Annotated in this window: 19 protein-coding genes; all 19 read right to left on the minus strand. The window is 51.2% G+C overall.

The features are described 5' to 3' along the window. Positions 1 to 35: 35 nt before the first annotated feature. Entirely contained in the window at positions 36 to 404 is a 369-nt protein-coding gene (locus VC28_RS13575) for a hypothetical protein (protein ID WP_049631106.1), read from the minus strand. Further along, positions 397 to 1,239, minus strand: a complete 843-nt coding sequence (locus tag VC28_RS13580; protein WP_082191539.1) for a tetratricopeptide repeat protein — start codon at positions 1,237 to 1,239, stop codon at positions 397 to 399. The genes VC28_RS13575 and VC28_RS13580 overlap by 8 nt, the downstream gene beginning before the upstream one ends. Then, a complete protein-coding gene (locus tag VC28_RS13585) occupies positions 1,226 to 4,117 on the minus strand; it encodes a tetratricopeptide repeat protein (protein WP_231591758.1) in 2,892 nt (963 codons plus the stop codon). The genes VC28_RS13580 and VC28_RS13585 overlap by 14 nt, the downstream gene beginning before the upstream one ends. Further along, positions 4,114 to 6,078, minus strand: coding sequence for a hypothetical protein (locus VC28_RS13590; protein ID WP_231591760.1), 1,965 nt, complete (start codon positions 6,076 to 6,078; stop codon positions 4,114 to 4,116). The genes VC28_RS13585 and VC28_RS13590 overlap by 4 nt, the downstream gene beginning before the upstream one ends. Further along, positions 6,078 to 6,608 (minus strand): hypothetical protein, encoded by a 531-nt coding sequence (locus VC28_RS13595; protein ID WP_049631107.1) that lies wholly within the window; start codon positions 6,606 to 6,608, stop codon positions 6,078 to 6,080. Before VC28_RS13595 ends, VC28_RS13590 begins: the two co-directional genes overlap by 1 nt. Positions 6,609 to 6,930: 322 nt before the next feature. Beyond that, positions 6,931 to 8,130, minus strand: coding sequence for a hypothetical protein (locus tag VC28_RS13600; protein ID WP_049631108.1), 1,200 nt, complete (start codon positions 8,128 to 8,130; stop codon positions 6,931 to 6,933). Between the two features lie 105 nt (positions 8,131 to 8,235). Then, positions 8,236 to 9,213 carry an FAD:protein FMN transferase gene (locus tag VC28_RS13605; RefSeq protein WP_049631109.1) on the minus strand — a complete coding sequence of 326 codons (978 nt, stop codon included), beginning with the start codon at positions 9,211 to 9,213 and terminating at the stop codon, positions 8,236 to 8,238. Beyond that, positions 9,213 to 10,007 carry a type II secretion system protein N gene (gspN, locus tag VC28_RS13610; RefSeq protein WP_049631110.1) on the minus strand — a complete coding sequence of 265 codons (795 nt, stop codon included), beginning with the start codon at positions 10,005 to 10,007 and terminating at the stop codon, positions 9,213 to 9,215. Before gspN ends, VC28_RS13605 begins: the two co-directional genes overlap by 1 nt. Positions 10,008 to 10,058: 51 nt before the next feature. Next, positions 10,059 to 10,538 (minus strand): type II secretion system protein GspM, encoded by a 480-nt coding sequence (gspM, locus tag VC28_RS13615; RefSeq protein WP_049631111.1) that lies wholly within the window; start codon positions 10,536 to 10,538, stop codon positions 10,059 to 10,061. A 20-nt stretch (positions 10,539 to 10,558) separates the two neighbouring features. Next, on the minus strand, positions 10,559 to 11,842 hold the full coding sequence (gene gspL / locus VC28_RS13620; RefSeq protein ID WP_049631112.1) for a type II secretion system protein GspL: 1,284 nt from the start codon (positions 11,840 to 11,842) through the stop codon (positions 10,559 to 10,561). Between the two features lie 82 nt (positions 11,843 to 11,924). After that, positions 11,925 to 13,058, minus strand: coding sequence for a type II secretion system minor pseudopilin GspK (gene gspK / locus VC28_RS13625; protein ID WP_231591762.1), 1,134 nt, complete (start codon positions 13,056 to 13,058; stop codon positions 11,925 to 11,927). Then, positions 13,021 to 13,710, minus strand: coding sequence for a type II secretion system minor pseudopilin GspJ (gene gspJ, locus VC28_RS13630; protein WP_049631114.1), 690 nt, complete (start codon positions 13,708 to 13,710; stop codon positions 13,021 to 13,023). The genes gspK and gspJ overlap by 38 nt, the downstream gene beginning before the upstream one ends. Then, positions 13,707 to 14,195, minus strand: coding sequence for a type II secretion system minor pseudopilin GspI (gene gspI / locus VC28_RS13635; protein ID WP_049631115.1), 489 nt, complete (start codon positions 14,193 to 14,195; stop codon positions 13,707 to 13,709). The genes gspJ and gspI overlap by 4 nt, the downstream gene beginning before the upstream one ends. Next, positions 14,192 to 14,764 (minus strand): prepilin-type N-terminal cleavage/methylation domain-containing protein, encoded by a 573-nt coding sequence (locus tag VC28_RS13640; RefSeq protein WP_049631116.1) that lies wholly within the window; start codon positions 14,762 to 14,764, stop codon positions 14,192 to 14,194. The genes gspI and VC28_RS13640 overlap by 4 nt, the downstream gene beginning before the upstream one ends. A 16-nt stretch (positions 14,765 to 14,780) precedes the next feature. Beyond that, on the minus strand, positions 14,781 to 15,242 hold the full coding sequence (gene gspG, locus VC28_RS13645) for a type II secretion system major pseudopilin GspG (protein ID WP_304413525.1): 462 nt from the start codon (positions 15,240 to 15,242) through the stop codon (positions 14,781 to 14,783). Between the two features lie 48 nt (positions 15,243 to 15,290). Further along, positions 15,291 to 16,529 (minus strand): type II secretion system inner membrane protein GspF, encoded by a 1,239-nt coding sequence (gene gspF, locus VC28_RS13650; RefSeq protein WP_049631117.1) that lies wholly within the window; start codon positions 16,527 to 16,529, stop codon positions 15,291 to 15,293. 21 nt (positions 16,530 to 16,550) lie between these two features. Continuing rightward, the gene (gene gspE / locus VC28_RS13655) at positions 16,551 to 18,023 is read right to left on the minus strand and encodes a type II secretion system ATPase GspE (protein WP_197085603.1); all 1,473 of its coding nucleotides are present in this window, start codon (positions 18,021 to 18,023) and stop codon (positions 16,551 to 16,553) included. Between the two features lie 72 nt (positions 18,024 to 18,095). Continuing rightward, on the minus strand, positions 18,096 to 20,165 hold the full coding sequence (gene gspD, locus VC28_RS13660) for a type II secretion system secretin GspD (protein WP_082191540.1): 2,070 nt from the start codon (positions 20,163 to 20,165) through the stop codon (positions 18,096 to 18,098). Between the two features lie 7 nt (positions 20,166 to 20,172). Further along, on the minus strand, positions 20,173 to 21,201 hold the full coding sequence (gene gspC / locus VC28_RS13665) for a type II secretion system protein GspC (protein WP_049631119.1): 1,029 nt from the start codon (positions 21,199 to 21,201) through the stop codon (positions 20,173 to 20,175). Positions 21,202 to 21,257 lie beyond the last annotated feature (56 nt).

Raw genomic sequence — 21,257 nt, forward strand, 5'->3', positions numbered from 1 at the left:
ATGTATAAAATAATGAATCCAATTTACATCAATACTTACTCATCTGGCTGATCCAGTTCGCCTGCCGCCTCCAAACTGCGCTGCATTTCATCGCGCTCAATGTGCCCGAATATCGCATCTTCCTGGCTGCTTAACATTTCCATTTCCAGATCAGGGCTTAACGGTGATTGCCAAGGCAATATGTACATCACCCGCGGTTGCTCCTGATTTCCGGTCACGGTTGTTTGCAGATTAATATTGGCTTCACGGATCATTTGTTTACCCGCCGGAGCCGATGGTTTTTCAGAGGATTGTGCAGAGCTGGCCGCCTCTGTATTGCCTGCGGTTTTTTCTTGCGCGGCATCCTGCGCTTGCGCTGTTAATACAAATAAAAAACACACCAGCACTAACAATAATTTATTCATCACTGGCTTCCTCTTTTTCACCAGCTTGTTCTTTTTCACCAGTCTGGTCTTTATCATCAATCCGGTCTTTATCATCAGCCTGATTAATACCAAACTCGCCAACATCGTTCGTCAACGGAGCTTGTACTGGCTCGGATACGGCCGCTTTTTTTGGCTTGGGTGCTATACCCAAGCGACGCTGCAAATCGGCAATCCAACTGACAACCTGTTTGTCATCGCCGCCACGCAATTGCAAATACGCCTCATAATGCGGCAAAGCCTCTGCGCTTTTGCCCATATATAAATCGTAAAGTATGGCGATATTTTTATGGCTCTCGGCATGAAATGGCCAGATGCTTAAGGCTTTTTTGTAATTGCTTTCTGCTTCAGAAAATTTACCGGCTTCACGCTGCAAAATAGCCAGTTGGTTATAGGCATCCAGATTGGTGTGATTGGCCATGATGGCATCGTTGAATGCTTGCTCAGCGCGTTTATTTTCTTGTTGCGCGCGATATACCAACCCTAAATTAAGATGCGCACCCGACAATTTGTTATTTTCCGCAATCACTTTTTCCAAATGGGATTGTGCTAGCGCCCACTGCTTATTGCGCATGGCCCGTGTTGCATCGGCAAATGATTGTTGTGCGGCACGGCTCACGGATGGACGATTTTGTAAATACGGGTTAGGCGTTACAGGACCAGCAGGTAATATGGATGCACCCGCTTCAACACTTTCGGACAAAGCGGGTGTGTTTTCCTTATCGGATTGCGCGTCGCTTTTTTTAGCTGGCGATGAGGAGCAGGCAGATAGAAAGCCAACAATAACAATTGTTGCGATGTGATTAGTGAATCTCATTACTCACCTCCACACGCGATTCCATTTTGTTGTAGCGCGCCGGTAACAATTTAGCGAGCGCATCAAAACTGCGTTTCACACCTGTATCGTAGGTGCCTTTCCAACTGCGCTGCGCATTAGCCTGATGGATTTCTATCGCTTTTTCTTCAAACGGATAAGCTTGTTCTTCCAACAGAATTTCATATTGCTCAAGCGCCAGATCATCAAGGTCTTTTGGCCGCTGGGAATTCATAAGGTCACGGCTCAATTGCGCGTAGACTTCGCCAATTTTAAAACTCGCTTCAGTGGTAAATTCACCCACCCCGAATGCCAATATTTGTTCTTGCGCTTTTAACGCTTTTTCCATTGCAGCGCGCTTACGCTGCAAACTATTTTTGAGCGGCAGGGTTAATTGGATGCGGGTAAATTCATCGTAAGATGCTTGTGCCAATTCTGTTTGTGCACTTGCAGCCATCCAGGTGGAGCGATCTGTTTTGTCTGCGCCGGCGCGATTGTGCGTGTTAATAATATTTTGCAACCAATACAACCGCTTGGCTTTATCGCCTGCCAATTCATATAGCTCTGTTAATTTAAATTGCGCTTCCAGATTATTCGCGAGCGGGCGCGGATATTCTGTTGCATAACGGCGATACTGCTCGATGGCTTGCGCGCGCTTGCCGGATTTTTCATACAGCTCAGCGCCCATGTACAGCGATTGGCGTTTGACATCAGGGTCAGTGCTGGTGCGCTCCATCACCACCAATTCATCGGCCGCTTGTTGCCATTTATTTTGGTTTTGGTAAATCAATACCATTTTCGCAGGCAAGGTAGATGCTAATTGATGGCTGGGATATTTTTTGCGGAAACCTAAGTACACATTTTCAGCTTGCGCCCATTTTTCCTGCTCAATCAAATACACGCCTGCGTCGTATTGCGCTTTAATGGCAATTTCAGTATCCGGCGTGACTTGGGTTATACGCAACAGTTGTGCGACAGCAGAATCTTTATCGCCAAACTCCAAACTGGCTTGCGCTTGTTGGTAAATGCTGGCCGCAATACGCTCACGCACTTGCTGTGCATTCGGCGCGCCGGGCGCGTTGCCATAGGCAGGCAATAAATTTAACACTTGAAAATACGCCTGCTCTGCAGCGGCATATTCTTTGGTTTCAAAACGGCTGTGCCCGAGGATCAACCAACTGGAAAATAATAATTTTCCTTCGGCGGGCGGCTGCCACTCAATAACGCGCTCGGCCACCATTTTGGCATCATCGTAACGCTCTTGCTGCAGCAAATCATTTGCTGCTTCTGCAAGCACCAAAACCGCGCGCGGATCAGTTCTGTATACATCGGCAAAATTCAACGCATTTTGAATTTTACGATTTTGCCATTCTTGTAAACGGTTATCGGGCAAACTGCGTGCCGACTGAATTAATTGCTGCGGCAATAAAATTGCTGCGTACCCGGAATCTGCACCGCGCAATTTATCCATGTAACCGTAAGCGACCTGCTCATAGGCATCCATCGCAGCGGGTAAATCACCTGCTTCATTAAGCGACTCAGCTAACAGAAATGTCATCTCGGCAACTTGTGCATCCTTGGAAAAGGTTTCTACAAATTCGCGATACCATTTTGCAGCGCGACCAAATGCTACTGTCGCCTCCGGATTTTTTGCCGCTTTTAATGTCTGTGCCTGAGCGTGCTCAAATTGCGCCAGTTCTTGCAGCGACTGGTGTAAATACGCCAACGCGTTATCGCCAATTGCGCCTTTGCGTTGCGTCCAATAATTACTACTAATTCCGTAACGCTCAGCAAAATCCTGTTTTGCAGGCAGTACCAAGGTAGGGAAATCACCCTGCTGATAAACATCAATCACTTTGATACTGAAGCTGGGTGCAAAATCAGAATTGGCATTGTGTTGCACAAAATGTTGATAGGTTTCGGCGCTATCGGTGTAGCGTTTTTGATCGAGATACAACTGCCCTAATTGTTGATACAACAAATATTCGTAAACGCGGCCACCGCCTAATTCTGTTTGCAATTGACTGATGGATTTTGCCCCGTCCAAATAAGACAGCGACAAACCCATTACACGCAAGGTATCTTTTACCAGGTTCGCTTTGGATGCGCCTATATCGGCGAGTGTTGCATCAACATCATTCGCGCTCGGGGCATGCCCGATGAGTTGATCGAGTACTAGCGCAAAAGATTTCAGTGCAAGATCATAATCACCGCGCTTGAATTGCGCCCAGCCTTTCATGTACAGCGCATTTTGTTTGAGTTCGGGATTATTTCCTTTTACCACCGCATCGTAGTTGCGCTCTGCAGCTGCGTAATCGCCATCGGAAAAGGATTTTTCGGCGCGACGGAATTGTGTTTCTGCCATAAACGCAGAATTGGGATTGGTGCCCGCCAATTGATCCAACACTTGCGAGGCTTCGTCGTTGCGCCCATCGAGCGACATCGCTTTAGCCAATTTATAGCGCAGCTGATCTGCCTCAATCCCTTTGACGGGCTGCGGATTTTCCGCCTGCATTTTTAACAGCTCGCGATACATCGCAACGGGCTTATCGTAAAAACGGCGCAGATCTGATGCGTCCAGCTGGGCCTTTTCGGCGCGCGCCATTTCAAGGTCAGCCAAGCGCACCATAATTTGTTGGCGCAATGCAGGATCTTCCGCTGCCGCCAATGCGCGCTGGTAACTTTGTTCGATGCGCGCCATATCAACAACTTCTACTTTGGCTTTACCATCGGGAATTTTTGCAGCCGGTAAATCGGCCAGGGTTTTTCCACGGCCATCATCGCCCAAACCGACAACACTACAGCCTTGTAGTTGTATTAATCCGCTCACGAGTAATGCGAGCATGGAAATGCGGAAAAGTGGTTGGTTAAGGTGCTTCATTCTGGTTGCTTCCTTAACTCGGCATCGTACAAGCGCGCTACCGCAAGGTGCGCCTGCGCCAAATAATTATTCAGGCGCTTTTCATGTGCCGCGAGTTGCTGGTCAACCTGGGTACGCAACAATTGTGTTTGGCGAGCAAGCAGGGTATCGGTATTTGATAACTTATCGGCAACTTCTTTTTGCAGTACTTGCAAGCGCGCAAGTGTTGGCTGGATGTCCATGCTGGTTGCGGTGATGTCTTCAATGTGGAGGCGCGTTTTGGCAATACTTTCTAGCGATTGATCAATCGCTTTTAATTCTGCTTGCTGCGCAGCAAGGCGCGCCGGATATTCCTGTGCGGCATTCCATAACAATATCCCACCAAACATTGCAATACGGCGCTCCAGCTCAGCAGTGTCTTGCCCTGCGACTTTCATGCGCGCGATGGTTTGCTGGCCTTTTTCCACGCGTTCATACAGCGATCGCGTGTCGTCATCGGCCAGGGCGATGTAGTTTTCGCCACTATCGATTTGTGCCAAACGCTGCGCCAATTGATCGCGCGCCGCTTGCAATTTTTGCGCTTGCTGGCCAATCACATCTTGCTTCAACATTTGATCTTGTCGGTTACGGATATTTTGTTTTTGCAAAAGCAATTCCTGATAGGCATCTAACTTGGGCAACCATTGCTGTAATAGTGATTGCAACCGCAGTAGATCGCGCAAATCAAGCACGGCAGTCTGGAATGTATTTTTGGCAAATAATTCATTGAGGTAGGCAGAGCGGGTTTTGATAATACTGGTGCTATCCAACTTCAACCAGTTTTGTCCGTCATCGGTGACAACTGCAGTGAGCGCGCCCGCATCGGATTCACCGCCTTCCACTTTATTACTATGATTACCTCGTAGAAGAGCATTAGCTTCTTCGGCAGGAACAGGGTCACTGCCAACCACGGTTAACAATTCTTCTGCTGTGAGGGTTGCGCGCATGTCGCGGATTAATTGTAATTCGCGCACCAGCAATTCTTCCGCCGTTTGGTAGGCAGCAATAGCTTCACCTTGCGCCTGTAATTTTTCATACGCAAAAGGCAGTGCAAGCAATGATTCCTGTACGGCGGGATACATCAAACTGCGCGTGCGTAGCAATTGCCAAGGGCGCAGGGCTTCATCGTATTCTTCTTGCGCGACAGCAGCCCAACCGTAACCTAATAATGCCTGGTTGGCGTAAATGCCATCGAGCCGCACTTTGGTAAATTCACGTATTGCCGCAGCGTATTTTTTTTCCGAGAGATAGGTATAACCGATGGCGGTGTAGGCTTTGTCTTGCAGTGCCCACTGTTCTTTTTTACGCAGTGGGTTGTCGCTAATATCGATATCGGCCAACTCATTAAAAAAGTCTTGCGCTGTTTTAAAGTTGCCCTGACGCGCATGGGCTGCACCCAGATTGTAAAGCGCATAAGGATTCCATGAACGCAATTCGTCCTCGTCAATATCATTCAACGCAAGATCTGCATATTGATTATTGCGGATACGGATATTGAGTTGCAGCGCTTGCATTTGCGCACGCAGTGATGGTTTAAATTCTTTACTCACACGCGCAAAACTTTGTTCGGCTGCACTCCAATTACCACGGGTGTAGTGCAGCTTTCCCAAGTAAAACCAGGCGGCATCGCGCACCGATTGCGGGCGACGTTCATCTTGTAAAATTTGCGTGAATACCGCCTCGGCATGATGCTGCATACCAAATGCAAGGCTGACACCACCAGCAATTAATTCCGGATTATCACTGTGTCCTTGAATACCATCGCGCGTATCGGCAACCATTAACTCGGCAAGCGCGGCAACATAATCCTGCTGATAGTAATGATAGAGCGCGACGCCGTAGCGCAAATCAGCCACTGAGGTTTTAGGTTTTTCTTTGGCGTAGGTTGAAGCAATGCAACTCAATGCACACAGTAAAAGGCCAAAGCGAGCAAGGCTATGCATTACATCTGCCATTGCTTGATTTCAAATACGGGCTGCAATTGTGCGCTGGAATCGACAATACGTAATTCAAGCACAAGTGGATCCTGCGCTTTGGTGACAACCAGTTTTGCACCGCGCTTGTAATCGCGCTGGGGGCCGCGCCCGGTAAAGAACGCACTGATTTCGTGCTCACCGGCTTTTAAATTGCCGATATACAAACGCTGTACACCACCGCGGAATAACGCTTTGGTTTGTTTATCTGTGTAGAGTTCGCTGGCGACCAATTTGTTGTTGATCTCCAACTTGACCGCATCCAATGCAAAGTAAGCGCCCAGATCCATCGATACATAAACCGCTATCTGGCTGCTGGCGGGATACAACAACTCTTCTTCGAGAATCAGCAAATCGCGATTAAGGGTCAGCACCGATTCCTTGAGCGATTCAACATCGCTTGCGGCCTCTTGCGCGAATGACAGAGCACTGCTGAACAGCGGCAGGAATACGGCGAGGTGAAGCCAGTGGCGCAGCAATTTGCGCAAAGGGTGGATCATCGTCTTTCTCCGGATTTTTTATGTTTGCGCGCCCATCGCCGCTGCATGAGTTTGGCACTCATGGCCACCTTGAGCAAATCATTCTAGAAGCCAATATGGATCTTGGATGTGACACTGAGCACAGTTGATCTGGCGCTTGAGTGATTTTTTTATGAGCACGATCAAGCCCTGCACAAAAGTGACAAGCTGGGGCAAAAAGTGCGACTTTAGGAAACCACCAAAGACAAGTCTGGAAAAGTTTAGATGGTTTTTGAGGAGGGGCAAAACCCCGCTATTGCTGCACGCAATAGCGAGGGAGGGGCGAACTTATGAGGAGGTAAACTTATTCAGCGATACGAATCGTATCCAGATTGATATAGCCGTAGGGCAAAGGATGGTCGGTTGCATAAATATGTACTGCAAGCTTGCGCACATCTGCCGCATTAAACCCACCGGCAAAATTGCTCCCCAAACGGGTGCTCACTTGTTGCCATTGTTTGTCTATCATCCCCTGGCTACTAAAACGCTCGGTGGACGCCTGACGATTAGCACCATCGGTTGCGATAAGTGCAAACTCTATCGGACTCCTGAAATCCGGAGCGGCAGACGATACCAATTTAATCTGCAAACTTACTTCTTTGTTTTTGATATTGATCGCTTTGCCAAGATCATGCTCCAGCGCCCAGTGATCCATACTGCTCATCCAGTAAGGGAAAGTGACCAACCCTTGTGATAGAAATTTCTCGCTCTGTGCAATAGCGCCACCATAGGTCACAAACTTCCAATTGCCGACGGAATCCTGGGTATTGAAGTGCTCTGCGAAAACATCCTTGGCTGCGCTGATACTGCCTGTACCTTTTACCCATTGGATATTATCCACTTGGAAGGAAACGCCAGTTTGTACGCCGTCTTCTATCGACGGACGAATCAGGAACCCGGTATCTACTCTTTTCAAATCGAGACCATCGCGCACCATATCGGCAATATTGAGCTCGACGGTTTGCCATTGATTGAGAAAATTAACCGGAACCTTGGCGGAGTGGGATGTGCAAGGCCACACGCATTCAACGATGACTTCAAACAGCATTTGCCCACGCTGGGCATCGTAGGCATCACCAAAACTTTGTACATTCAAATCAAATTTCAATTTGCCCGTTGCATAAGCGCTGCGGTCAACAGGATCGACATTGATATAAACCTGGCTGCTATGCCCCGTCTTGGCACCATAGCTAATTTCCAACACCTTTCCGTGTCCTGCTGCCTGGGAATCAACCTCTTTCCACTGCACATTACTGGGGTTGGTTCCGGTTGTGTAACCCTGCCCCTGACCCGTTCTGATTTCATACTCCCAGGCTTTTAAAGAGCCCCAATTTTTGTTGACGCAATCCTTGAAAAGAACGCCATCGCTGCCGCAACTGTTGCTGACAACCTCACCCCCGGATTGCGATGAGTTTCCTCCACCAGACGATGAACCTCCACCGCCTCCGCCACCACAAGCCCCCAACAACAGGCTAACCACAGCAATTCCGATACACGACTTCATTACAGCTCCTTGAAAGATAAAATAAAAAATGATGGAACAAAAAAAGATGAGATAAAAAATGAAACCCTAAATAATTGAGTGGAGATAACCAGAGGGGAAACGCCTTTACTCAGGCGGCATCAAACCTTTGCTGTAAAGCACTTTGCCTTCGCTGGTGATAATGACCGCATCAAAACCGGGTAGCCGGTTGATTAAAGCCAATCCTTTCTCTGCGCCCATCACAAACACGGTGGTCGAGAGCGGGTCGGTATCAAATCCGAGTGGACCAATAATCGTGACGCTGTTGACGCCATTGGTTGATTTGCCCGTGCGCGGGTTGATGATGTGATGAACTCGTTCGCCTTGCTCGTTAATAAAATAACGTTCGTAATCACCCGATGTAGACACTGCAACATCTTCCAGCGGCAAGGTAATCGCAACGGCATCGGCGCGCGGGTTTTTGATGCCCACCAGCCATGGGCGACCCAATTTATCGCCAATCACCCGGCTGTCGCCGCCGGCGGTGACGCTCGCATGCTTCACGCCGAAGGACTGCACAATTTCAATGGCTTTATCGACCGCATAGCCTTTGGCGATGCCGCCCAAATCGATATACACCTTGGGGTGCGCAAACCAGACAGTATTGCGTTGGGTATCGAGGTGGATCAGGCGGTAATTAATGGCGGGCAGAAGTTCTTCGCGCTGTTGTTCGCTGGGCGAGAGCTTGTTGCGGTAATCGTAATAGCGGGCGAGTGAGGCGAAGGTGATATCAAATGCGCCGTCGCTCAAGCGGCTGTAATAAAGCGATTTATCGATAATCGCTGCCAATTCCGGTGAGATTGCCAGCTGCTTTTGGGCACTGGCCTTGGGCGCTAATTGATTGGCGCGATACAGCTCGCTGGTTTCAATGTAAGGACTGAAGTGCTCATCGATGCGGCGCATTTCTGCCATTGCCGCTGCCACAGCCTGCTCAGCCTTGATGTCATCATCCAACCATAAAGCCACACTGACTTTGGTACCCATGATGTCTTGTTCATCGCCGTGCCATTTGGCCTGCAATGGCAAGCTGACGCACGCCAATAGGACGACAACCAAGCGGAGCATTACAGGTTCATATCCACGCGATAATGGGTTTTGCCTTCGTCGTCAACGCGGTCTTCCTGAGCAAACATCGCTAACATATCCATCGCATTGGCTGCTTCAAAAAACGCCCTGGGCGCAGCCAGCTCACCCGTCACTTTGCCGCCACTGGGCGCAGCCAATTCAACTTGCAAGTCCACATCCACCGGCCCTGCCAAATGAAAGAGTTTGGCGCTGATTCCGTTACTGCCGTTGTCGGTAAATTCGGCCGCGTAACTGCCTATATCCAACCAGTTAACGCCGGTATTTACACGCGCGCCATTCCAGGTCAATTTGCCTTTAAGCTTGAGCAATACATTCCCGCGCAATTCCATTTCCTCGATATGGGCAGAGAATTGCCCCTGCACCGGGATTGGCAACTTCGTTTGAACCAAGGCAACAGGAAGGGATATGTCGGCATTGCGCAGTTTCACTGCACCACCAGCACCTCCACAGACATCACCCTCAAATTGCTGCCCGGGTAAATTGGTTTTGACATGTGCGCAAGGGGAGAGCGTCAGTAATGAGAGCGGGCTCAGACTCCAACTTAATTGCCCAAGCGAATACTCCCGCTCGGGGCGCGGCAAACTGGCAAGACTCGCCCGACCATTCCAGATAGTTCCCGTCACACCACTCAATGCCAAACCCGAACTACGGCTGAGCAAGTAAGCGCCCCATACGGCCGGGATGCTGCTGATCACAAAAATCAAAAACAGCGAAACGCCCAAGGAGATCCAGAGTTTTTTGTGGGTTTTTAATAAAGCAGGTATCGGGTTCATAAATGATTTCAGTCTGGCTCAGGTGCTTTTGGCTTGGGCGTTTTAGCAATGTTAGTTGGTTTTTTGCAGACGCAAGTTAACGGTGACTTGCCCCGGATCATTGGTCGCCGCAATAGATAAGTCGCTCACTTTGACCCCCTGTTTAAACTCCAGATCGTAGAGCCACTGCATCAGCGATTCGTAATTTGCACGATCCAGACGCACCCGCACTTCGCCATTGGCACCAGGCTGGAAACCACTCATGGTGAGGCCATTGGTGCGCAACGTGGTATCAATTAAACCGTTGATATTTTCCGTACTGGCTGCAGCGCCACGGTTGCGCATCTGCTCGATTTGCGCTGCGACAATCTGCACCCGCCCAAGGGTTTGCGTCGTTGCAGTATTGGCTGACAACAGTTGGTCGCGTTTTTTCTCGATAGGGACAAATACCAGCAGCCATACCATGTAGAGAATGACAGCCAAACCGCAGCCCAGAATCATGGTCTGCTCGCGGCGGTTATATTTATTCAGGAAATTAAGTAACTGGTTCATAGGCCGATACCGATGAGGTACTAAGGATTTTTAGTCACACGCAGGCGTGCAGTCTGCACATTACCTTGCGCATTAAAGCTGGAGGTCTCTGCGTTAAGCCCCTGATTGCGCAGGTTTTGGCTAAGCGATTCAAAGGCGCTGAAACTGTCTGCCTGGATGCTGAAATTCAGCTCGCCAGATTCGCTTGCAAAGGAAATACCTTTGACTTGCACGCTAGGCTCCTGGGTAATCTGCGGCAGGGCTACCGCCAACAGCGATATCACACTGACCGACTGATCTACCGGTTGGCTCTGCCTCAGCAGGTTATTGAGTTGTTTTTCAGGATCGACAATACGCCCTTGGGGAATCACCGAGCGTGCAACGGCTTCAATTTGCTGGCGGATCTTCAGGTTCTCGCGCCCGAGCGTATGAATTTCAAATAGCAGGGTTCCCACATAAGCCGCCACACAGACACCGGCAAATATGACTACCGATTGCCAGAGTTTCCACCAGCGCTCGATTGGCAGGCGCTGGGAAAAATCACCCTGGCACAGATCAATCGCGCTACTGCCGAAATCCAGCGCCCATTCATCCGCAAGCGTCCGCGAGGCAATAGAAGGCTGTAATTCCGCCGGAATGGCTTCTTCCAGAAGCGCCAAATCCGACTCATTGGCCGCACGCAAATGCAAACTGGGCAGACTGTCCACCCGCTCTTGCTCGCGCAATAACATTTGTAGCGCCAGACGCGCGTGGGTGTGGGCGATACTGAAACCCAAGGTACTGGCATAACGCAGGCATACCTGCTGCTGGTACAGACCCAATGTCCAATGATTGTTAGCGTCGGAGCTATTGGCTGCGGCGGTCGCCTCTGCCGCGAGCGGCAAGGTCAGCGGCGCAGTCCAACAACGGGTGACTTCGATACCCAATGCAGCCAACTCGGCAAAGGCCGCTTGCATCCAGACTTTGTCGGCAAAGGCGACAACCACCTTGCCATTAGCCGGTGTACCCAACGCAAAATGCAACTCTTCTACATCGCCCACTACCGAATCTTCCAGCTGGAATGGCAGAAGGTTGCGCAGATGTTTTTTCTCTTTTTCGGTGTATTCCAGCTCGCGCGTATTCACCCGGCTGCCGGGCAGTATCAACCAGGCCGATTGTGGATTGCCCGATCTTTCACCCAGCGCAGCACGCAAGGCCTCGCGGTCGCCGCTGGTACCTGCATCAACAGGTACGCCATCAGCGCCCAGCCAGCACCAGCGGAAATTATTCGCCAGGCTTTTGCCGTCATTGGAGGTATCTACAGAGAGCACCAATTGCATGGACATAATTTGCTCTAACTCTTGTGTTTATCTTGTTTTTGTTCGTGTTGGTCTCAAGGGAAACCACTACCCATACCCGTGCTGGCACTTACTCCACTAATTCGCCATCGTCTTCTTCATCGTCGTCGTGGACGACGGTAGGGAATTCAAATACATCATCGCGCTGGATAACACTCAACGAGCCAGGTTCATTACCGCGCTTCATCAGGCTTCGCATACTGCGGCGCTGGTCAACCAACTGAACACTGGAGTTAAGCCAGAAAAATTGGGTTTTGATATTCAGCCCCGCGGTATCCAAGGGTTTTCCGGCGAACATGGTATTCCAGCCATCTACTACCGCCTGTACATCTTTGAACCCCTCCTCAGGACGAGTGGCGATGAATTGCGCCATATCGGAAGGATTTGTGGGTACCAGTTCATCCTTGCCATTTATCGCTGCCAACACATTGTTAAAGCCTTTGCCGTCAGGGCCTGTCACATCCAGCGTGTTGATATTCAAACCGGCATCATTCACAGGCAACGCCGTAATAAACGGCAACAGCCGCGTTACCAGCAAGGGAGCTTCGTTAAAACCGCGCACCATGCGCAGCTCGTCAACCGTTTTGAAATTCGTATTGGCCGATAAATAGGGCTCAGGCAAACTTTGGTAATAATTGCTTTCCGCACCACCAGCGCCTGACTCGCCATCGTCCCCATCAATCCAATCCACCACAGCGGCAGTCAGAAACTCTGCCTGCCCCTGATCGAGAGGCATATCCGGAAAGGTTTGTAACAACCGGATAAACCGTCGCTGCGCCTCAGAGTAGCGGGTTGGATCGCCCTCCGGCTTTTGTAAATCAATAGGGTTTGCCAGATCATTTAAATTCAGTTGCGTCGTCGCATCTGTCAGACGCGCAAAGCCGGAGACACCTTCATCCTCAATTGGCACCTCGCTGCTCCAGGGTTCGCTCAATACGTCCACATTGGAATCGATATCCCCATCAGGAAACATCAACTTAGCCACTTCCTCTGTGCCTTCCAGAAAGGCTCGCGCCTGGGCACCATGCCAACGGGTCTCCGCACGCGCCATACCCAGCTGGTATTGCGCGGCATATTTCACACTTAATCCGGCGATAAGCGCCACAATCAGCACCACCAGTACCAGTACTGTACCCCGCTGCGTATGCGCCATAGGCACTACCAGACTACTGCGGTTGTTCAGGCAATGCGAAGAGGCGCACACTGGTGCCAACTCCTTCAAGTTCGATACTGATCTCTACTGCCAATGGCAAGCCGTTGGCACCTTGTTGATTGTTGTCCGGCCATGACTGCAGCCAATCATTGGAATATTCGCGATCCTCCAGTGCAGATTTACCTTTTGAGGTAATCGCCCCCTGGTGCAACATCCGCAACTGCACGTCTTTTACATTTTTCAGCAATAGCTGATGAAAACCATCTTCTTCCAGATCGACATCACCCAAATCACGGTTGTGCTCAGGCAAAAAATCGCGCCATAGCTCGCCATCCAGGACGCGGTAACTGACGATTTGTAAGTCACTTCTTGGCAGATTCGAAAAATTAACCCAGCCGCGCCGTTTGAACAGCAACACCTCCTGATCCGAATTCTCGCCCGAGGTGCGCAAGCTCTCCGCCCTGAATACCCAGTTCCTGTCTGCAGTCGCAGGCAAAGGTATGCTGTGGCGTAAATCGGCCGCAATAATCTGCCACGCCCGATCAATCTGGTTAATCTCATTGAGAACCTGATTGGTGCGTTCAGCGCCGTTATTGGCAGCATTGAGCGATTGGAATGCCATCACCGCAATCAGCGCAGAAATGACCAGCGCAATCAGCACTTCCAGTAAGGTAAAACCCTGTTGTGGGCGCTGGCTACTCATTGGGTGGTTACCTGTTCCGGGTCGCTGATGTAGCCCGTCAGCATCGCCAGTACTGGCAGATCTTCATCAACAGTACCACCACCCAAAACAGCTCCATCAGCCGCCCCCATCAGCCGCACCGAAATTTCAACCCGTTTGAACCCGGGAACCGGAAGGCTCTCCATGGCGATGGTTTTCAACTGCCACTGCCAACGCATGCCTGCCATATCCACAAGACCGGAATCTTTTTCCGGCAGTTGGTAACTTGTCAGGGCTTTTTTCATTTTTTGCTGTTGGAGTAAACGCACGCGTGCCAGCTGGTTTTCTGCTACCCAGTAGGCGTAGGTTTTATCGCGGATGGCGGCAGAGCCATCCAATTGCGTCATGACCAAATTAATCAGCGCTGGCAAAGCCATGGCGATAATCGCCAATGCAATCATGGCTTCCAGCAAGGTAAAACCACGCTGTTTTTTGCCGTATGCAGACCAAAACGAGCGGATTGTCATCGCCCTTTTTGCTCCTCTTCCAGGCGTTTTTCTTCACTTAACCAATGCAGTTCACCCATCATGTCCAGCTTGAACTGTTCGGTTTCCACATCATTGTCTGCCTGCAGTTCATTGGCAAAAATACTGATCTCTACTGCGCCGGAACCATCGCCGCTGGGGAAAAAGCCCATGACTGGCTCCTGATACTCCAACTCCGAATCGTACTCCCACAACTCATCGTCGATCACAAACTCAATCGCCAACTGCTCGGGTAGGCAATGTTGTTCCAGCTCGGGCACATCCTGCCACTGGCGGTCGCGCACCCTGCGCCATCGGTAGCACCACTGTTCATTGCTATCAATGTCCTGCGCCGGGCGCAATTCCACAAACAGCCCATGAGTCTCGCCTTTAAGCACCGATTGCTCGGCGACGTAGGAGCCTTGCAACATAAATGTTTCAGCTTCCTTACGTGCGAGGTCAGCGGCATCATCACCGCCCACTGACACTGAAATCACCCCCACCGCCATACCGATGATAAAAACCACAATAATGATTTCAATCAGGGTAAATCCGCGCTCGGTGGGTTTCACTGCTTACGCCTTCGGATTACTGTTCATCCCAGACACTGATGTCAGCATTCTGGCCTTCGCCACCGCTCACACCATCCGCACCCAAGCTGTAAATATCGTACTCTTTGCCATCATCGGCCGGGCTCATGTACTGGTAATCGTTACCCCATGGATCTTTGTTGAGGTTATCGATGTAACCGCTGGCTTTAAAATTGCGCGGCACGGGTGCGATAGAAGTTTTGGTGACCAGCGCCTCAAGGCCTTGCTCGGTAGTCGGGTAATTGAAGTTATCGATGCGATAGAGCTTGAGAGCAGTTTGTAGCGAGCTGAAGTCCGCACGCGCTTTTTGCACGTTGGCTTTATCGAGGTTATCCATCACATTGGGTACTACAATACCGGCCAACAGTCCGATAATAATCACTACCACCATGATTTCCACCAGCGTAAAACCGCTCTGGTGTTTCAAGGCCGATCTTGTTTGCATCTCTTTTGTTCTCATTTTTCTGTTTCCTCCAATATCAAAATCGATCAATCGTGAAAGCCGGTATTAACCCAGCTTGGTCATTTCAAAAATCGGGGTCAGGATCGCCAATACAATCACACAGACCGCCCCCCCCATGAAAATAATCGTTGCAGGCTCCAATAACCCCATCGCCACACCCAGCATCATTTCCAGTTCGCGCTCCTGATCTTTGGAGGCGTTATCCAACTGTTGCGGCAGGGTACCATTGGTTTCACCACTCGCCACCAACTGCACCAGTAATGGCGGGAAGTGGCCGGTATTTTCCATGGCTCGGCTCAAACTCATACCTTCACGTACCGAGGCGGCAACCGTATCGCAAGCTTCTTGCAGGATTTTGTTAGTCATCACCTGACCGGAAATATTCAGCGCCTGCAACAGCGGTACACCACTGGCAGACAACAAACTGAGCGTTGCAGCAAAGCGCGCCGAGTTGATTTGTTTGACCAGCTCGCCGATCACCGGCAGCTTGAGTTGCACCACATGCCAGGCACGCAAACGTTTGGGATCACGCATGAGTTTCTTCACAAAGAAGTACAAACCCACCAATGCTACCAACAGGTACAAGCCGTAATTCATCAAGAAACTACTGGTGGCGATCATACCTTCGGTCAGGGCAGGCAATTCGCGCTTGCCTTGCTCAAAGATCTTCACCAGTTTGGGCACAACCAGTACCATCAGCGCGACAATTACCGCCAAGCTCACCACCAGCATAACCATGGGGTAAATCATGGCCATTTTGATGCGCTGTTGCAGCTGCTGGCTGGTTTGGGTGTAATCCGCCAAACGCTCTAATACCGGGCTTAAATAACCCGAGCCTTCACCAGCGCGCACCAGAGCGCGATACATGTCATTAAATGCAGCCGGATTATCGCCCAGCGCCTGCGCCAGGCTAAAACCTTCCAAAACCTTGGTGCGCACCTGCAAGACAACCCGTTTTACATTGGCTTTCTGCGATTGCTTGGCGGTGGCGTGCAGGGCTTCGTCCAGCGGCAAGCCGGACTTTACCAATGAGGCCAATTGGCGGGTAATCAAACTTAAATCGCGGGTACTTAGCTTGCTGGCACGACGACGGAAACCGGCAGCAAAAGACGTATTTTCACTGGTTGATGAGGCAGATGCATCGCCTGCAGCACTGACTACTTCGAGCGGCTTCAGCTTTTTTGCGCGCAATTGCGTGCGGATATGCCGCTCGGAATCCCCTTCAAGAATGCCTTTGACGGCTTTGCCATCCTCGTTCAGCGCTTTGTAACTGTACGCACCCATGATGCCGGCCTGTTAACGAGGTTAGAGTTGAGTAGTGACACGCAGCACTTCTTCAATGCTGGTGATGCCGTTCAGTACGCATTGGCGTCCGTCATCGCTCATCGATGGACTGGACTTGCGCGCTTCGGCCAACAGTTCCTGTTCGCCCGCTTGCTCATGGATCAGGTGACGCAGGCGCTCGGTAATTTCAATCAGCTCATAGATACCCTTACGGCCGCGATACCCTTGCTGGTTGCAGTGTTTACAACCGCTCGGAGCCGGTCGCCAGATAGGTGTATCTGCCGGGAGCTTGAGCATATCGCGCTCGGAATCGACCGGCATGTACTGCTCTTTACAGTGACTGCACAGCACCCGTACCAAACGCTGAGCCATCACCACTTCAAGGCTCGATGCCAACAGGAAAGGCTCCACACCCATATCTTTCAAGCGCAGCACTGCGCCAATGGCGGTATTGGTGTGCAGGGTCGATAACACCAGGTGACCGGTGAGCGATGCCTGAATCGCAATCTCGGCGGTTTCGCCGTCGCGGATCTCACCCACCATCACCACATCCGGATCCTGGCGGAGAATCGCCCTCAGGCCGCGAGCAAAGGTCATATCCACCTTGCTGTTCACTTGCGTCTGGCCAATCCCCGGCAGCAAATATTCAACCGGATCTTCGATTGTAAGAATGTTGCGGCTGCGGGTATTGATGTGACTCAACCCGGCGTAAAGCGTGGTGGTTTTACCGGAGCCCGTGGGGCCGGTTACCAAAATAATGCCGTGCGGTTTGATCAGGTTTTTGGTCAGGCGCTCATATACCAGTTGCGGCATTTGCAACTGCTCCAAACGCAGCTGACCAGCGGCTTGGTCAAGAATACGCAATACGATACGTTCGCCAAACGCAGAGGGTATAGTCGATACACGGATATCCACCGCGTGGCCAGCAAGGCGCACGGTAATACGGCCATCCTGCGGCAGGCGTTTTTCAGCAATATCCAAACGTGCCATTACCTTCAGGCGCGATACCAATACCGGAGCCAATTCCGCCTTAGGCGACAGCACTTCGGTCAGTACCCCGTCAATGCGGAAACGCACTGATACGCGATCTTCAAACGGCTCAAGGTGGATATCCGATGCACCTTCACGCACCGCTTGGGAAAGGATGGCGTTAATCAGACGGATAATCGGAGCGTCATCATCGCCAGCCAACAAATCGCTGCGATCAGCAAGGTCATCGGCCATGGAGGACAAGTCAAACTCATTGCCCAAGTCTTCGGCGGCACGCTGGGCAGCACCATCACCACTTTGGTATTCGCGGGTCAGGCGCTTTTGGAAATCCTCGGCAGGCAGCTCCTCCAGCTGTAAATCAGGCCCAAGAATACGCTGCAATTCCAGCAGCACATCCAACGTGAGGCCGGGTTTATGCAACACACGCGGCATAAGCCCCGGTGCCAGCTCTTCCAGCATCACCCCATGGGCAGAAGCAAAGCTGAATGGCAGACGCTCAAACACCGAAGGCTCGGTAGCATCGGTGAGCGGGTCTCCATCAAAAGAGAGCGAATCGACAACTGGATCGCTCACGGCTTACTCCCTGGTATCCACAGGCGCAGTGGCATTTGCCTCATTGGCCGCCTTGGTAGCATCAAGGTATTTTTGGATCTGCTCATCCCATTCGGGAATTAGCGGAACATCGCGCTCGCGTGTCAGCAGCCCTCTTTTGCGGCTAAAGCCCATCTGCTCTTGGCGAATAGCGCGGTATTTTTCTGCAGTCGCGCCAGTCAGTACGCGATCGTCACGGATAATCGTCGGGCGGATAAAGATCAGCAGATTGGTCTTTACCTTGGTGGACTTCTGGCTGCGGAACAAATGTCCCAATACCGGAATACTGCCCAATACCGGCACGCGGTTATTGGATACCAGCACATCGTCTTTAATCAGGCCGCCAAGCACAACCGTCTGGCCATCGGCCGACAAAATTTGGGTTTTGACTTCGCGTTTGCTGGTGACGGGGCCATCTTCAGTGGTGCGTACAACGCTGGAGATTTCCTGCTCGATATCAAGCACCACACTGTCACCCTCGTTAATGTGTGGAGTCACTTGTAACTTGATACCCACATCTTCGCGGTTGATAGTGTTGAATGGGCTGGTAAAACCGGTATTACCGGTAGTGCCGCCGGTATTACCCAAGCCAGAGTAAGAACCGGTGCGGAAAGGAACTTGTTCACCCACCAAAATAGATGCTTCGGTGTTATCCGTGGTCAGCAGGTTGGGTGTGGAGAGGATGTTACTGGAGCTATCGGTCTGGAGCATTTTCAATACCGATAAAAAGTCGGTTTTCCCACCTATCCGCCCAACGCCAAATACCTGGCCGGGGATACCGGCAACACCGGCGGCCAGCTGCACAAGAGATTCGCTACCCTCGCCAGTACCATTGGCTTCAATATCCAACGCCGCAGCACCGACTTTGCCCAAGGCACCACTATTGGTTGAACCACCAAAGCCGTAATCATCACTGCGATACATCCATTCGATACCCAATTCCTTACCGTTATCGCTGGAGAGCTCAACAATAATCGCCTCAACCAAAACTTGCGCGCGGCGAATATCCAGGCTTTCGATAATCGACAGCATGGTGTCCATGGTGTCTACATCTGCGGTGATCAATACCGAGTTGGTGGCTTCATCGGCCTGCACAGCGGGTGGATTGCTGTTTGGCGCAGCACCTTCCGCTGCTTTGCCCTGGCCGAGGCTCTGTATCATTCCGGAGAGCACCTTGGCGACATCTTCCGCTTTGGCATATTGGAGATACTCAACCCGTACATTGCTGTTTTTGGATTGCGGACGATCAAGATCATCGACCAATAATTTGAGACGTTGGCGGCTCAGGTCATCTGCGCTGATGACCACCGCGTTGGTGCGCTTATCGGCAACAATCACTGGCGGTGCAGTGGTCAGGCCGCGGTTGGGGTCAGGCTTTTCCAACTGGGTCAGCATCGCCACCACATCGGTTGCATTGGCGTAGCGCAGCGGGATTACATCGGTATGGGTGATACCAATCTTGTCCAGTTGCACCACCAATTCATTCATACGCGCGACGTTGGCGCGAGTATCGGTGATGATCAGCGCATTGCTGGGCTCATAGGTTGTCAGATGGCCGTATTGCGGCACCAATGGGCGCAGTGCCGCAAGGATTTTCGCCGCGCTGGTATTTTTCAGCGGAATGACCTGGGTGATGTAGAGGTCATCTTTATTGGTGACATTATTCTCAGTGGGAATTGGCAGGTTGCGCGCATCGCGGTTCATCACAATACGCACGATGTTGCCACTTTCAACAGCGGTAAAACCGTGCACATCGAGCGAAGCTAAAAATAACTCGTACAGTTCCTGCGCATTCAGTGGCTTGCTGTTGATGACCTTGATAGGCCCGCGAACTTTGGGGTCGATGATGAACGTTTTACCTGTCAAACCAGCAATCGATTTGATGACATCCTGAATGTCAGTATCGTTGAAATTAACCGCCCAACGGGTCTCACCTTGCGCATCAGCGGGTTGCTCCTGTACTTGGGCAAAGCCCGAACAACTCATCCCCATGAGTGTCGCCAGCAACAGGCCGCCGATGATGTTGTTATTGTTACGACCATAAAACCGGATCACGAAAACCTCACTTGAGCATTACGTCTAGGTTAACTGTACTGCCACCGCGCCTGATCTCCAGGTTCGCCGATGTGGCACTACCCATACTTTTGTATATTTCCATAATCTTGCCGGGGCTGCTAAGCGGCACACCATTGACCGCCGTGACTATGTCGTCGGTCTGCAGGCCCAGCGAGTTGAACATCTCCGCATTGCGCCCTGGGCGAATTTTGTAACCGACCACCTGACCATTTTCACGATAGATACTCATCGCCACCACATCTGCCAGCGTCTTGCTTGCAGCAGCGGGGTCGGCAGCAAAGCGCGGCGAATCCACTATTGGGTTTTTATCGACATATAAAGGCGGCTGTTGTTGAAAGGGCGGGTCGGCATAACCGCGCGGATTGGAATTCAGGCTATCTGGCTGGGGAGGAGGGGCAAATGATGTTGTTAATTTGGGAGCATTGGGATCTTCCTTGAACAACCACAAGGATTCAAATGTGCCGTTATTGTTGATAATGACACGCACATCCAACACCTTCGCCAAGGTGACATTGGTACCCGCTGGCAGGGTGTCACCCACCGCGTAGACATCCGCACGATCACCTGAGGCAATAATGGCGCGCCCGGCTTTGTCATCTGCGCTTCCCAATACACCGCGCAACACCAGATTCAGCTGGGTGTCAGCTGCGTCGTTTTCGATGCCTTGGTCAGCAGGCTGGACAGCAACAGGGACAGCCTCCTGCGCGCTATTTCCAAAAGGGGTCAACATTTTGATTTGCGCGATATTAACGGTATCGGATGAAGCCGCGCCTGATGGGCTATCGGATGCCACCAACATCACAGACGCGGGAGGAATTTCAGGATTAGGCACAACCAGCCAAAACAGACGCGCCAAACTGTGGCTCAACCACACAACCAGCAACAATATCACCAGCCACTGCCAACGCTGTAATGGCACCCGTTCCAGCAAGGCAAATAGCCTGCGCAGCTGCTGCTCCAACTGGGCGGTGCGCTGCTCAACGGCGGCTCTATGGGCTACTAATTTGTCTTGCATGGGGTTGATTGATTCCTTCTCACAGGGAATGCGACGGGAACTGGCGTAGCGGTGGC

This window comes from Cellvibrio sp. pealriver (assembly GCF_001183545.1).
GTDB lineage: Bacteria > Pseudomonadota > Gammaproteobacteria > Pseudomonadales > Cellvibrionaceae > Cellvibrio.

Bases quoted from the DNA above. Each gene is read 5' to 3' on its own strand.
- VC28_RS13575 (WP_049631106.1), bottom strand. From the start codon at position 404: ATGAATAAATTATTGTTAGTGCTGGTGTGTTTTTTATTTGTATTAACA.
- VC28_RS13580 (WP_082191539.1), bottom strand. From the start codon at position 1,239: ATGAGATTCACTAATCACATCGCAACAATTGTTATTGTTGGCTTTCTA.
- VC28_RS13585 (WP_231591758.1), bottom strand. From the start codon at position 4,117: ATGAAGCACCTTAACCAACCACTTTTCCGCATTTCCATGCTCGCATTA.
- VC28_RS13590 (WP_231591760.1), bottom strand. From the start codon at position 6,078: ATGCATAGCCTTGCTCGCTTTGGCCTTTTACTGTGTGCATTGAGTTGC.
- VC28_RS13595 (WP_049631107.1), bottom strand. From the start codon at position 6,608: ATGATCCACCCTTTGCGCAAATTGCTGCGCCACTGGCTTCACCTCGCC.
- VC28_RS13600 (WP_049631108.1), bottom strand. From the start codon at position 8,130: ATGAAGTCGTGTATCGGAATTGCTGTGGTTAGCCTGTTGTTGGGGGCT.
- VC28_RS13605 (WP_049631109.1), bottom strand. From the start codon at position 9,213: ATGCTCCGCTTGGTTGTCGTCCTATTGGCGTGCGTCAGCTTGCCATTG.
- gspN (WP_049631110.1), bottom strand. From the start codon at position 10,007: ATGAACCCGATACCTGCTTTATTAAAAACCCACAAAAAACTCTGGATC.
- gspM (WP_049631111.1), bottom strand. From the start codon at position 10,538: ATGAACCAGTTACTTAATTTCCTGAATAAATATAACCGCCGCGAGCAG.
- gspL (WP_049631112.1), bottom strand. From the start codon at position 11,842: ATGTCCATGCAATTGGTGCTCTCTGTAGATACCTCCAATGACGGCAAA.
- gspJ (WP_049631114.1), bottom strand. From the start codon at position 13,710: ATGAGTAGCCAGCGCCCACAACAGGGTTTTACCTTACTGGAAGTGCTG.
- gspI (WP_049631115.1), bottom strand. From the start codon at position 14,195: ATGACAATCCGCTCGTTTTGGTCTGCATACGGCAAAAAACAGCGTGGT.
- gspG (WP_304413525.1), bottom strand. From the start codon at position 15,242: ATGAGAACAAAAGAGATGCAAACAAGATCGGCCTTGAAACACCAGAGC.
- gspF (WP_049631117.1), bottom strand. From the start codon at position 16,529: ATGGGTGCGTACAGTTACAAAGCGCTGAACGAGGATGGCAAAGCCGTC.
- gspC (WP_049631119.1), bottom strand. From the start codon at position 21,201: ATGCAAGACAAATTAGTAGCCCATAGAGCCGCCGTTGAGCAGCGCACC.